This window comes from Mesobacterium hydrothermale (genome assembly GCF_035818635.1).
Taxonomy (GTDB): domain Bacteria; phylum Pseudomonadota; class Alphaproteobacteria; order Rhodobacterales; family Rhodobacteraceae; genus Mesobacterium_A; species Mesobacterium_A hydrothermale.
On sequence record NZ_JAYLLH010000028.1, the window covers coordinates 40,377 to 54,707 of the forward strand.

A 14,331-nucleotide genomic window follows, 5' to 3' on the forward strand; every position below is an offset into this window, starting at 1 on the left:
TTTTTCCCTGCGCGGCATCGGCGTATGCACGGACCTTGCCGATCCCGGTCAGACCCGGCATGAAGAGGGCAAAGCCCGAAGCTGGCGCGCCGTGATGCCGCCTGATTTTCCTTTGTTCCCAAGTCAGTTACCCCTTGAAAGGAGCGCACGCCATGTCCAGCAAGCCCTATGATCCCGGCACGGAAGGCGCAAAGATGTCGTTCAGGTGGGCGATGTCCTATGGCGACTATCTGCACCTCGAAGATATTCTGGCCCACCAGCACCCGCTGACCGACGCGCATGACGAATTGCTTTTCGTGATCCAGCACCAGACCAGTGAATTGTGGATGAAACAGGTGATCCACGAACTGTCCGCCGCGCGCGCAGCGCTGAAAACCGGCGATATGCCGAAAATGTTCAAGATGCTGGCCCGGGTCAGCCGGATCTTCGAACAGCTCAATTCGCAATGGGACGTGCTGCGCACCATGACCCCGGCGGACTACACCCGGTTTCGTGATGCACTGGGGCCGTCGTCGGGGTTTCAGTCCTACCAGTACCGGCTGATCGAGTACGTTCTGGGCAATCGCAATCCGAACCTGCTGCAACCGCATGAACACCGCCCCGAGATTCACAAGATGCTGTCGGACGAACTGGCGCGGCCCAGCTTCTATGACGAGGTGGTGGCGCTGCTGTTTCGTACGGTTGACGGCGATGATCGTCAGGTTCCGGCCCCGGTGCTTGATGCCCCCCACGCACCCAACCCCGACATCCAGGCACGTTGGAAGATCGTCTACGAAGATGTCGATACCTATTGGCCGCTGTATGAACTGGCGGAGAAACTGGTCGATCTCGAGGATTATTTCCGGCGCTGGCGTTTTAACCATGTCACCACGGTCGAACGCGTGATCGGGTTCAAACGCGGCACCGGCGGCACGTCCGGGGTGCAATACCTGCGCCGGATGCTGAGCGTGGAATTGTTCCCCGAACTCTGGCACCTGCGCGGAGAACTGTAACGCGCGTCGTCTGTCTTTCTGGCCTGTCCTGAACAAACCGTGTTTTTCCCATAGCACAGAAGTGTGCTACATTCTGTCGCAGGCAGCATGGGAGACAAAGATGAAGCGGCGCGCGTTTTTCGGACTGACGGCAGCAGCGATGGCAACAGGGATCGTGGCCCGACCCGCACAGGCCAAGGCGGTACTGGGCGACGATGGCCTGCATGACCAGCCGTTTTTCCTGGACAGCTTCCTGGAACTGGGCAGCGACCTGGAAGAGGCCGCAGCCGCAGGCAAGGGTCTGATCGTTCTGTTCGAACAGCGTGGTTGCCCCTATTGCCGCGAAATGCATCAGGTCAATTTCCAGCGTTCGGAAATCGTTGATCTGATCGAGGCGCACTATCTTGTGGTGCAACTGGACATGTGGGGCGCGCGCATGGTTCTGGATTTCGATAGGGAAGAACTGGAAGAACGCGATCTGGCGCGAAAATGGTACGTCAACTTCACCCCGACCCACGTGATTTTCCCGGCAGAAAACGTCGGAGCCACCGACCCGCGGCAGGCCGAAGCGTTCCGCCTGCCGGGCTATTTCAAGCCGTTCCACCATCATTCAGCGCTGGAATACGTTGCCACCGGCGCGCATCGTGACCAGCCGTTCCAGCGCTTCCTGCAGGACAAGTTCGCCAAGCTGGAAGAGCAGGGGATTGATCCGGACGTGTGGTAGGTGCCCGCGCGGTAGGTGCCCCCGGATCAGAATTTCAGCGCCAGCTTGGCCGTGGCAAGGTGTTCTGTCCGCTGGTCTCCGATCTGGCTTTCGACATTCAGGTCAAGGTTGAACCGGTCGCCCTGAATCAGCTGGACCCCGGCCCCGACCGTCAGGGTCATCGGGTCTCCGGTCAGCGTCTGGGTGATCGGCGCGCCGCCACCCAGGTGCGAGGTGACCTTGATATCGGGGTTCAGATCGAAGGACGCGCCGACAAAAGCGGTGGGTCGCACATACGCGTCATAGCCCATCCGCAAGGTTCGACCCAGCGTCAGCCGCGGTGCGATCACCAGCGTGCTGTGGGTAAAATCATCCACAGACAGCGCCAGCGGTCCGGCGTTGGTTTCCACGAAGCCGGGCGCAAAAGCGTGGGTCAGGTCAAAATCGGCGTCGGCTTTCACGAACCAGTCGGCGTCGTATTCGAACACTTTCGACATCCGTGCCCGCAGGTTCATGCTGTAAAGTTCGTGTTCGGCAAAGCCGATCCGGCGCCCCAGCGCACCCGCGACGCGACTGGTTTCGAACCTGCCATAGCTCAGCCCGCCCGACAGCGACCACAGGGTATTGCCGCTTTGATGCTTGAAGATCGCGCCAAGGTGATAGGAATCTCCGTCGATGTTGTCGACAGCCGAGGTGCTGGAGATATGGCCATAGCCTGCCGACACGCCCACGAACCAATCGGACTGGGCTTTTTTCTGGACTCCCGCGGAAACGCCTCGCACCCGGTTGGTCATGCCGAATTCCCGGGTCTCTGACCCGATCGGCTTGACCCAGACGCATTCGCCTTCTTGCAGCACCGGCAGGCCCGCGCCCGCAACGGTGCAACTGTGCATGGCGTTCTTGAATTGCGCGTGCAGCTTCAATGTCGAAGAGTTGCTGAGCGCCGGATGTCCGGTGCCATAGCTCTCCAGCCCTTTCGACAGCGTCGCGGCATCCGGCGCGTTGGCCAGCGCGGCAAGTTCATCGGCGATGTCGGCGACGTCGTCGGCATCCCATTTCTGTTGCAGCGCGTTGGCCACCTGCACGGCATTGTCGCTCAGCAGGAAAGTGTCGCCAGCGGGCGCGAAATTGACCGATTGCAGGCCGACGGTGACCGCGGTTCCGGTGGTTTGCAGGCTGTAGGTTGCAACCCCGTTGCCCTTGGCCAGCGTCAGGCCGGTGTCGTCAACCGATTTTGCAGACAACACCTGAAGTGCCGCCTGTGACGGAACCAATGCGGTTGGGGCAACCTGGATTTCCCCGCCCAGCGTCGCGGTTCCGTCGATCTGGACCAGGTCTGCGGTTCCCTTGACGAAATCCACGTCTGCCACCAGCGTCCCACCCAGGTACTGGGTGAACGCCCCTTGCAGCCCGGTTGTTGCAACGTCGCCGGTTTGCTTGCCTGCGCCGAACGTTCCGAAGTTCTGGAACTTGCCGGAGGCCCCCAGTTGCACCGTCGCCCCGGCGTTGAACGCGCTTTCGTTTAGGACAGAGATCTTGGGGCCGGGCTGCGTGCTGTGCAGTTCGATGCTTCCCGTGAACGTGCCCATGTTGTCGATAATCCCCGAATGGTCGGCCCAAAGAGCAAGGTCGCCTTGTGTCGTCACAAGGCCGCTGTTGAACACCACAAACGGGTTTTGCCGGCCCTCTTGCGCCGACAGGCGGAGCGCCGCACCGCTGCCCGATCCGCCGATGACCACGGCCCCTTTGGCAACGGTCGGGGCAATGCCGCCGGTGGTGCGATAGGCGTCGTCGATCCGGGCATCGAACGCGTCGGAGTCGCGGCCCGCAGCGACCACCAGACCCGCGACCGTCATGCTTAGCGCGTTGTTCAGCGGAGTGGCTCCGTCCACATGCTGCCCGGCAGAGCGCAGATGGATCGCATCCGCGCCGACGCCCGAGGTGATGACCGCAGCATTCGCGCCAACCGTGACATCGACAGAGCCGCCGGCACCAAATCCATTGGGATTCAGTACGGTTTCCGCGTCGCCCGCATTGGCGATCAGCGCACCGCCGCCGCCACCGATGGACTGGGCAAAGATGCCATGCGCCCCGGCGCCATATGTCCAGACCTTGGTATTCTTCACGCTGACGCTGACGTTGTTGCCGTCGCCGGTCGACACCCCGGCCTGGGGCGCGCTGACTGCGTCGGTGCTGAAGGCGGCCACCCCGCCACCGCCGCCAACGGCCTGGGCCAGGACGCCGTAAGAAGCTCGGCCGAATGTGGTGAGCGTGTTGTCATCGCCTGACAGCGCCACCGTCACAGTGCCCGCATCGCCGCCATAGCCGCGCCGGCCATTGTCGGTGCCCGCGCCGAATGTCACACGGGTCTGCATGTTGTTCACAGCGCCGCCGGTCACGCCGCCGCCGCCGCCGATGGATTGTGCGATGATCGCCGGGCTCAGGTCGCCCTGGGTCCGGATCGTGGCAGCAACCGCGACGCTGGTGTCGCCGGCGTCGCCCTCGGTTCCGGTTCTGGTCCCCAGCGCAACGTTGCCGGCAGTGGTATTGCCCGGCGCGCCGTTGGCCACGACGAAATGCGACGCGTGCCCGCCGCCGCCGCCCAGCGATTGTGCCACAAGGCCCGCCGCGCTGTCGCCATAGGTGGCAATGGCGGCGCTGCTGCTGACCGTGGTGGCCGCGCCCTTGCCGCCCGCGCCGCTGGAAATGCCAAGCGCGGTTTCCAGCGTGTTGGCTTGCTCGGCCACATGCGACTGGCCACCGCCGCCACCGATGGACTGGGCCAGAATGCCGGTTGCACCATAAGATGCGGTGGTGATCCCGGCGCTGTTGATCACGCTGACTGGCGCGCCGTTGTCACCCGTGCCGCCGCTGCCATTGATCGGATCGCGGCCAAGCGCATGATAAATCGCTCCGAATGTGCCTTCTGAGGGCTGGGTGTCAGGGGTGCTTTCAGTGGTGTGGCTTTCGACCCTGGATTTGTAGTCGCCAATCCCGCCGGGGAAGGACAAGTCCAGGTTGATGCCGGTCGCGGCCTCGGCACCGGCCTTCAGCAGCGGCTTCAACTCGGTGAAATTGGTGGCCGTTCCCCCCGCGCCACCGCCGCCACCGATGGATTGTGCAACAATGCCGCCCGCGAAGAGGTTCAGCGTGGTGATCGCGCCGGTGTTGGTCACAAGGACGGGCTGGCCCGCACCGCCGTTTCCCCCCTTGCCGCCGATGGTGAACTGCGTCTTGCGCTTGTTGTCGTCAGGGTTGGTGGATTTGGTCGGGCCGCTGCTGCTTGGGGCCGGTTTTGGGGATTTTGCCAGGGAAATGCCGATGGCATTGCCGCCGGAACCGCCGCCGCCGCCGATGGATTGTGCCTTGATCCCGGTGCCTGCGTGGCCCGCCGTCAGCACCGCGCCGGTGTTGGTCACGGTGACCGTGCCACTGGTGCCGCCGTTTCCGCCGTTTCCGCCAATCGCGATGGTGCTGGACAGCGGCCCCTTGCTCGACCCTGTCGATTGTGCCGACCGGGAATAGGAACCGGCCACGGCCACGCCCCCCGTACCGCCACCCCCGCCGATGGATTGTGCCAGAATCCCGTCGGCAAAGCTGCCGTTGACGGCGATGGCGCTGGCGGCGCTTATGTTTACGGCATCGGCTGCTCCGCCGGATCCGCCGCCGCCTCCAAGTGCGGTTTCCAGCGAAGACGGGTCCGATTTGCTCAGCAGGATGGACCCCGCGACAGCCATGCCGCCCGATCCGCCGCCACCGCCGATGGACTGCGCCAACAGGCCGTGGCTGTGATCGCCCGTCGTGGTGACCGCGCTGCCGCTGCCAGTGGCAAGGACGACTGCGCCGGTCACGTTGCCGCCGGTACCGCCTTTGCCGCCGATGGACACGCCAATGGCACCGGTGTTGTTTTCCGACGACGACAGCGACCCCGAGATCGCCAGGCCGCCGTTGCCACCACCGCCACCGATGGATTGCGCCACAAGCGCGCTGGAAAAATCGCCCGAGGTGCTGATCTTGCTGTCCGCGCCAATGGTTGTGTCCGTCGCTGCCGCGTTGCCGCCGTCGCCGCCCTGGCCGCCAATGGCGACATCCAGCGACATCGCCCCCTTGGTCCCGACGGTCAGCGATCCCGCGATCGCCGCACCGCCATTGCCGCCGCCGCCGCCAATCGACTGGCTGATCGCACCCGCCGCATGGGCCCCAAGGGTCTGGACAGTGTTGCCGTCGCCCAGCGTCAGCGCAACCGCACCGCCTGCGCCGCCCTTGCCACCCGCGCCGCCCAATGCCACCGCCATCCCGGTCGAGGTGCCGCCGGAGAAGCTCAGCGTGCCCGCGATGGACGTGCCGCCATTGCCGCCGCCGCCGCCGATGGACTGCGCCAGCAGCGCGTCGGAATGGTCGCCTTTTGTGCCGTAGCTGGCGTTGGCGGTGGTCTGCACGCTGACCGCGTTGCCATTGCCGCCGCCTGCTGCCTTGCCGCCCATCGACAACGACACCGCACCGGCCCCCGCGCCGCCTACTGCGGCGGATATCGCCATGGCCATGCCGCCGTTGCCGCCACCGCCGCCCACCGATTGCGCCGCGACCGCGCTGGAGTGGCTGCCTTGGGTCGATGCGTCGCCCACGGTCAGGTCGACCGTGCCGCCGTTGCCGCCTTCGCTGCCATTTCCGCCCAGTGCCATGGCGACAGAAATCTTTGCCCCGACCGCGGCCGATACGGCATAGCCGCCAGAGCCGCCGCCGCCGCCCACCGACTGGGCCTGGATGGCCGCAGAGTGATCGCCCGAAGTGACATAGGTTCCGGCCAGTGTGCCGATCACCTTGTCACCGCTTCCGCCCTTGCCGCCGTTGCCCCCAATGGCCGCGCTGACCTCGACCCCGACACCAATGGCAGAGCCGCCGTGACCGCCGCCGCCGCCGACCGAGCGCAACTGCGCAGCGGTCGCGAAATCGCCACGGGTTGTGACCTGTGTGTCATTTGCGGAGATGCTTACCGCGCCACCGTTTCCGCCGCCGCCGCCGGACCCGCCGACGGCCACGACACCCGTCGAGATGCCGCCGGTACCACCGCCTCCGCCGACCGACTGGAACACCAGCCCGGTCGCATGATCGCCCGAGGTCGCCACGTCGAACCGGGTCATCTTGGCCGAGAGCTCGCCGCCGTTGCCACCGCCGCCGCCTTTGCCGCCGACCGCGGTCATGCCTTGGTCATGGCCGCCGTTTCCGCCGCCGCCGCCGATGGTTTCTGCCAGAACACCAAGGGCAAAATCGCCGCGCGTGGTGATGTTCGACCTGTCGGTGATCAAGCCGATGGCCCCACCGTCGCCGCCGGATTCGCCGTCGCCGCCGATGCTTTTCAGGCCGGCGGCGTCGCCCGCGCTGCCGCCGCCGCCACCGATGGATTGCAGATTGACCGCCGTCGACCCTTCGCCCGAGGTTTGCACCGTGCCGTAGAGTTGCAGGTGGGTCACGCCGCCGTCTGCGCCCGCGCCGCCATCCGCTCCGATGCCGATCAGCGCCTTGCCGCTGCCGCCGCGCCCGCCGCTACCGCCGATGGATTGTGCCAGGATGCCAAAACTGTCGTCGCCGGTGGTTTCAATATCGCCGACGACCGAGCCTTGGACATAGCCGCCGTGCCCGCCGCCCGCACCGGTGCCGCCCCCGCCCACGAAGATCGAGCCAGAGCGCCCCCCCGTGCCGCCATTCGCGCCGATGGATTGCAGCAAGATCGCGTCGGACCGGTCGCCATGGGTGGTCACGCCGAAGCTCGGGCCATAGCCGCCAACAACATAGCCGCCAAAGCTCAGCTTCACGTCGCCGCCGATCCCGCCGGGGCCGCCACTGCCACCATGGGAAAATGTGCCGCCACTGCCGCCATCCGCGCCGCGACCGCCTTCGGACAGCACTTGGATGCCATAGGACAGGTCGCCCTTCGTCTTGGCCTGATTGAAGAATTGCAGCGAAACATCGCCGCCGCTGCCGCCCGCGCCGGCTCTGCCGCCGGAATGCTCGACACCCGACGATCCGCCTTTGCCGCCTGCGCCGCCTTGGGAATACAGTTGCACCGCGTTGCTGTTGCTGCCGGTGGTCTGAACCTGTCCCGAGACTTCGGTGGTGATTTCGCCGCCGTCGCCGCCGCGGCCTCCATCGCCACCCGATCCTTTCAGCCCGCTGTGATCCTTGCCGTGGTGCGCCTCGCCGCCGACGGTCTTGAAAAAGAGGCCGGGGGCGTTGTTGCCATCGGTCGACACGTCGCCGATTTCGAGCAGCGTCAGGCTGCCGGACGCGACGCCGGCTTCGTCCTCTCCTGGTGCGATCGGGGTCTGGTTGACAAGGCTGACCCCGCCGATCCCGTCACCTTCGCCGGTGACGTTTCCGACCGAAAGGGTGATGTTGAAGATCGGGATTTCTGCCTGAGCGCGATAGCCCCTTGGATTGAACAGGCTTTCGATCCGGAACGCCGCCAGTTCTCCCGGGGTTGTGTTCACGGGGGTGGTTCCCTTCGCGCTGGCGTAGGGATAGTTTTCGATGTTGTCGTAAGTATAGGTCAGGATCTGGCGTGACCCGCGCGGAATGACATTTGGTTCTGGTGCGCTCAGCTGGAACTGGTTGTCGGTGATTTCGGTTGCGACCGCGTCTGTCGTGACCGTTCGTGTCAGCACGTCATAGTATTCCTGCGCGGCCAGCGGGCTGGCGCCGGCCAGCGCAACATGGGTTGCAAGAACGGTTTTGCGAAACGGATTGCTCGTCATCACATCAACTCTCCCGAAGGGCGCAGGTCCCTTTTGTCCCTTGTGACGGTATGTTTCGCCACGCCGGACAAACGACAGGTTGCAAAGGAATCAGCCGGAAATGCGACCGGATTGGTGTTTTTCCGGTGTGCGGAATTCCCTTTTTGGGTGGATTTCGGGCGGCCGCGCCCCACTCCGCGCCGGGCAAGCCGTACCGGCGGATGCGCGGTGTCGTTGCGATCAAAGCATCGGCGCGTGTGTTGGCCCTTTCCCTGCGTCCCAAGCTGCGGACAATCTCAACGCGCGGGCGGATGGCATCGGTGCTACCGGACGCCAGGCCATGTGACGCCCTGCGGTGTTGTCGGGTGCCACGCGGATCGAAGGCGGCATCTGCCACGTCAGCGCCCCTGCCGTGCTTGGATGAGGCCCCGATGCTCTTTGGCGGCGTCAAGGCGTTGGGCTGTGGCCGGTTCGGCGGGGGTGTTTGAAACCGCGGACCGGCGCTATAGTTTGCGTCCCATGCACCGCGATCTGTTCACCCATTTCCCGCCACGCCCCGCCCGCGTGCACGAAGCCTGCGGCCCCGCTGCCATGGGCTTTGCGGCACTGTGCATGGCGCGTTCGGATGGTGCTGTGCTTTGGGTGCGCGAAAGCTGGCGGCACGAATCGATCAATCCCGTGGCCCTTGCCGTGTATGCCGATCCGGCGCGGCTGCTGCTGGCGCAGGTGAAGGACCAGACCGAAGGGTTGGCCGTGATGGAAGAGGCGCTGCGCGACGGTTCGGTGCCGCTGGTGGTGATCGAACTGGGGCAGGACCTGTCGCTGACCGCCGGGCGCCGGTTGCAGCTGGCGGCCAAGGCGGGGGGCGGCACCGGTCTGTGCCTGATCCCCGAGGGCATGGGCAGCAACGCGGCCGAAACCCGCTGGCGCTGCACCCCGGTTTTCGATGCGGGGGCAGAGGCGGACTCGACTCTGCAGCGCTGGGATCTTATTAAGAACAAATCGGGAACATTGGGTGCCTGGCATGTTCGATGGGATAGGGCGGCGCGTCGTGTCGATGTGGTTTCCCCGGCTGGCGACTGACCGGGTTCTGCGGGCCTGCCCGATTCCCGGGCCGTTTGCGCTGACCCTTACGCAAGGCACGGCCAACCGGATTTACTGCCTGAACCACGAGGCCGGGAAACAGGGGCTGCACCGTGGCATGCCCGTGGCCGATGCCCGCGCCTTTTGTCCCGCCTTGCAAAGCCGCCCGGCGGACCCGGCGGGGGATACCCGGTTCCTGCGGGTGCTGCGGCGCTGGGCCACGCGCTATTGCCCCTGGGTCGGGCTGGAAGGGGACGATGGGCTGGTGCTGGACATCACCGGCTCTGCCCACCTGTTCGGGGGCGAGGCGCAGATGCTGACCGACATGCGCCAGCGGCTGTCGCGGGCTGGGCTGTCGGCGCGGATCGGGTTGGGCGATACGCGCGGCGCGGCCTGGGCGCTGGCGCGGTTCGGCGAAGGGCTGGCCGCGCCGGGGCAGGGGGCCGAGGCGTTGGGCAGCCTGCCGGTGGCGGCGCTGCGGCTGGACCACGATACCGTCACCGGGTTGTTGCGGCTGGGGCTGCGCACCGTGGCCGATCTGGACGCCACCGCGCGGGCGCCGCTGGCGCGGCGGTTTGGCCCGGGTCTGCTGATGCGGTTGGACCAGGCGCTGGGCCGCCAGCCCGAACAGATCTCGCCCGAGCCGGACCCGCCGCATTACGGCGTGCGCATGACCCTGCCGGACCCGATCGGCCTGCAGGCCGACGTGATGGCGGGTGCCGCGCGGCTGCTGGATCAGCTCTGCGCCCGGCTCAAGGCGCAAGAGGCGGGCGCGCGGGTGCTGTGCCTGACCCTGCGGCGGGTCGACCAGGCCGCACAGCATGTGGAACTGCGGCTGGCGCGCCCGCTGCGCGACCCGGCGCGCATCCTGCCGCTGTTCGAACGCGGGGTGGCGGATGTGGACGCGGGGTTCGGCATCGACCAGCTGCGGCTGGAGGCGGTTCAGGTCGAACCGCTGCCGGTGCAGCAGCTCAGCCATGTGACCTCGGGCCGCCGCGACCAGCTGGAGGACCTGATTTCGCGCCTTGGCACCCGGATCGGGCTGGACAACATCCAGCGCTTCCTGCCCGCTGACAGCCATATCCCCGAACGCGGCTTCGTCATCGCCCCCGCCGCCTATTCCGAACCAGAGGGCAGTTGGGTCGCGCTGCGCCCGCGCCCGCTGCGGCTGTTCCCGCCCGAACCCATCGCCGGGACCGGGCCGCGCCCGCCGGGGCGGTTCCGCTGGCGCCGTATGGCGCTGACCACGGCGCGGGCCACCGGGCCGGAACGGATCACCCCGGAATGGTGGCTGGAGGATGACGCCTGGCGATCCGGCGTGCGCGATTACTGGCTGGTGGAAACCCGGCAGGGGCGGCGGCTGTGGCTGTTCTTCACCCCGCAGGCGCCGGGCTGGTTCGTGCAGGGGGAATTCGCATGACCCTGCCCGCACCGCCCGATCCGCTGCCCAGCCCGCCGGGAACCGGCTATGCCGAACTGTGCGTGACCAGCAATTTCACTTTCCTGACCGGGGCGTCGCATCCCGAGGAACTGATGGTGCGGGCCGCCGAACTGGGGCTGAGTGCCATCGCCATCACCGACCGCAATTCGCTGGCCGGGGTGGTCCGGGCCTATTCCGCGCTGAAGGAATTGCAGCGCGAGGCCGACGAGGCCGTCACCATCCGGTCGCAACAGCGCATCGACCCCAGTTCGCGGCAGGCGATGGGGCACGCGGCGGGGGCGCCACGCCCCGACACCGGCACGCTGCCCCGGCTGATCGTCGGCTGTCGGCTGGTGCTGCGCGATTGCCCGGTGGACTTCGTGGCGCTGCCGCGCGACCGGGCGGCCTATCAGCGGCTGTCGCGGCTGCTGACCCTGGGCAAGCGGCGGGCGGAAAAGGGCGATTGCCTGCTGGACCTGGCCGACCTTCTGGAGCACGGCACCGGGATGATCCTGATCGCTCTGCCGCAGGGCGGGCTGGGCGCGGCCGCCGCGCCGATTCAGCGGGTCCAGCGACGTTTTCCCGGCCATGTCTTCCTAGGGGCCGCGCCGCGTTACGACGGATCCGACCAGGCCTATCTGCGGGCCTGCGCGCGGCTGGCACACCGGACCTCGGCCCCGATGGTGGCGGTCGGGGATGTGCTGATGCACCGCGCCAGCCGCAAGCAACTGGCCGATGTGCTGACCTGCATGCGCCACCATATCACCATCGACCAGATCGGCACCCGCGCCCTGCCCAATGCCGAACGGCGGCTGAAGGGGCACGCCGACATGGCGCGGCTGTTCCGCGATCACCCGGCCGCCCTGCGCCGCACGCTGGAAATCGCCGCGCGCTGTTCCTTTGACCTGGGCGAACTCAGCTATGAATACCCCGACGAGGCATCGGGGGACGAACCGCCACAGGCCCGGCTGGAACGGCTGGCGCGCGACGGGCTAGCGCGGCGCTATCCCGATGGGCCGCCGGACCGGGTGCTGGGGCTGATGGACAAGGAATTGCGGCTGGTGGGCGAACTGGGTTTTGCCGCCTATTTCCTGACGGTGCATGACATCGTCGCCTATGCCCGGTCGGTCGGCATCCTGTGCCAGGGGCGGGGGTCGGCGGCCAATTCGGTGCTGTGCTACCTGCTGGGCATCACCGATGTCGCCCCCGACCAGATCGCCATGGTGTTCGAACGCTTCGTGTCGAAACACCGGGGCGAGCCGCCGGATATCGACGTGGATTTCGAACACGAACGCCGCGAGGAGGTGATCCAGTGGATCTATGCGCGTTACGGCCGCCACCGGGCCGGGCTGTGCGCGACGGTGATCCATTTCCGGTCCCGCGCCGCGATCCGCGAGGTCGGCAAGGTCATGGGCCTGTCCCAGGACGTGACGGCGGGGCTGTCGGGCCAGATCTGGGGCATGTCCGACCGGGGCGCCGACCCGGAAAGGTTGCAGGAACTGGGGCTGGACCTGTCCGACCTGCGGCTTTCGCAGACCGTGCGGCTGATCGGGGAAATCATCGGCTTTCCCCGCCACCTGTCGCAGCATGTCGGCGGGTTCATCATCACCAAGGGGCGGCTGGATGAGCTTTGCCCGATCGAGAACGCCGCGATGGAGGACCGCACCCTGATCGAATGGGACAAGGACGACATCGACGCGCTTGGCATCCTCAAGGTCGATATCCTCAGCCTGGGGATGCTGACCTGCATCCGCAAGGCGTTCGACCTGTTGGCGCGGCACGACGGGCTGCCGATGACCATCGACACCGTCCCGCAAGAGGACAGGACAACCTATGACATGCTGTGCCGCGCCGATGCCATCGGCGTGTTCCAGGTCGAAAGCCGGGCGCAGATGAATTTCTTGCCCCGGATGCGGCCGCAGACCTTCTATGACCTGGTGATCGAGGTCGCCATCGTTCGCCCCGGCCCGATCCAGGGCGGCATGGTGCAGCCCTATGTCCGGCGGCGGCAGGGGCTGGAAGTGCCGGAACCGCTGGGCCCCGAGCTGGAGCAGGTGCTGGGCAAGACGCTGGGCGTGCCGCTGTTCCAGGAACACGCGATGCAGATCGCCGTGGTCGGCGCGGGCTTTACCCCGGAAGAGGCCGACCGCCTGCGCCGGTCGCTGGCCACCTTCCGCAAGATGGGCACCATCGGCAGTTTTCGTGACCGGTTCGTCGGTGGCATGCTGAAGAACGGCTACAAGGAGGACTTCGCCGACCGCTGTTTCAAGCAGATCGAGGGATTTGCCGAATACGGCTTTCCCGAAAGCCACGCGGCGGCCTTCGCGATGCTGGCCTATGTCTCGGCCTGGCTGAAATGCCATCACCCGGCGATCTTTGCCTGCGCGCTGCTGAATTCCCAGCCGATGGGGTTCTATGCCCCGGCGCAGATCGTGCGCGATGCCCGCGAACACCAGGTCGAGGTGCGTCCGATCTGCGTCAATGCCAGCGCCTGGGACAACACGCTGGAACGTCGCGCCGACGGGGCGCTGGCGTTGCGGCTGGGGTTCCGCCAGATCAAGGGCTTCCGGCAGGAGGATGCCGACTGGATCGTCGCGGCGCGGGGCAACGGCTATCGCGACGTGCAGGCGGTCTGGCTGCGCGCGGGCCTGTCGCCCGCCGTGCTGGAACGGCTGGCCGAGGCCGACAGCTTTGCCGACATGGGGCTGACCCGGCGCGACGCGCTGTGGCAGGTGCGGGCTATTCGCGGGCAGGTGCCGCTGCCCCTGTTCAACGATCCGATCGACGGCGAGGTCGTGGCCGAGCCACAGGTCGACCTGCCGCCGATGCACCTGGGCGAAGAGGTGGTCGAGGATTACGTCGCCATGCGCCTGACCCTGCGCGCCCACCCGATGGAACTGCTGCGCCCGTCGCTGCCCGGGCTGACCCCGCATGACAGGTTGCCAGAGGTGCCGCCGCAACGGGTCAGCGTCTGCGGGCTGGTCATCACCCGGCAGCGCCCGGGCACGGCGTCGGGGGTCATCTTCCTGACGCTGGAGGACGAGACCGGCGTGTCGAACGTGGTGGTCTGGCCCAAGGTCTATGACCGGTTCCGGCGCGCGGTCATGGGCGCGCGGCTGCTGCGGGTGACGGGGTTCTTGCAACGCGAAGGCATCGTGGTGCATGTCATCGCCCAGCAGATCGACGACCTGTCGCACTGCCTGTCCGAACTGGGCCACCCGCTGGACGATGCCGTGGGCGAAACCCTTGCCGCCGCCGACGACGCGCCGCGCCGGCAGAACCATCCCCCCCGCGCCCGCCACCCGCGCGAACAGGCCAAGCGGCTGTTTCCCAGCCGGGATTTCCACTAGTGGATTGAATCCAACATTTGGAACCCTCGATTTCTTGCGGCGATGATGTCGTTGGGGTCTGCCCGCCAAACGA

At 66.7% G+C, this 14,331-nt stretch carries 6 protein-coding genes; 5 read left to right on the plus strand and 1 reads right to left on the minus strand.

The genetic code is table 11. The annotated features are described in order from the left end of the window. Positions 1–152: 152 nt before the first annotated feature. Entirely contained in the window at positions 153–992 is an 840-nt protein-coding gene (locus VK792_RS16040) for a tryptophan 2,3-dioxygenase (RefSeq protein WP_326298873.1), read from the plus strand. 100 nt (positions 993–1,092) lie between these two features. After that, positions 1,093–1,695 carry a thioredoxin family protein gene (locus VK792_RS16045; protein ID WP_326298875.1) on the plus strand — a complete coding sequence of 201 codons (603 nt, stop codon included), beginning with the start codon at positions 1,093–1,095 and terminating at the stop codon, positions 1,693–1,695. A gap of 26 nt (positions 1,696–1,721) precedes the next feature. Here VK792_RS16045 and VK792_RS16050 read toward each other — a convergent pair whose 3' ends face one another. Beyond that, positions 1,722–8,426, minus strand: a complete 6,705-nt coding sequence (locus tag VK792_RS16050) for an autotransporter outer membrane beta-barrel domain-containing protein (protein WP_326298877.1) — start codon at positions 8,424–8,426, stop codon at positions 1,722–1,724. A 498-nt stretch (positions 8,427–8,924) separates the two neighbouring features. Between VK792_RS16050 and VK792_RS16055 the strand changes: the two genes are divergently transcribed. Genes VK792_RS16055 through VK792_RS16065 form a run of 3 tightly spaced genes read left to right on the plus strand, consistent with a single transcriptional unit; the run spans position 8,925 to position 14,258 of the window. Further along, complete coding sequence (locus tag VK792_RS16055) at positions 8,925–9,488, plus strand: ImuA family protein (protein WP_326298879.1); 564 nt, start codon at positions 8,925–8,927, stop codon at positions 9,486–9,488. After that, positions 9,430–10,908 carry a Y-family DNA polymerase gene (locus tag VK792_RS16060; RefSeq protein ID WP_326298881.1) on the plus strand — a complete coding sequence of 493 codons (1,479 nt, stop codon included), beginning with the start codon at positions 9,430–9,432 and terminating at the stop codon, positions 10,906–10,908. Before VK792_RS16055 ends, VK792_RS16060 begins: the two co-directional genes overlap by 59 nt. Continuing rightward, on the plus strand, positions 10,905–14,258 hold the full coding sequence (locus VK792_RS16065) for an error-prone DNA polymerase (RefSeq protein WP_326298882.1): 3,354 nt from the start codon (positions 10,905–10,907) through the stop codon (positions 14,256–14,258). Before VK792_RS16060 ends, VK792_RS16065 begins: the two co-directional genes overlap by 4 nt. Positions 14,259–14,331 lie beyond the last annotated feature (73 nt).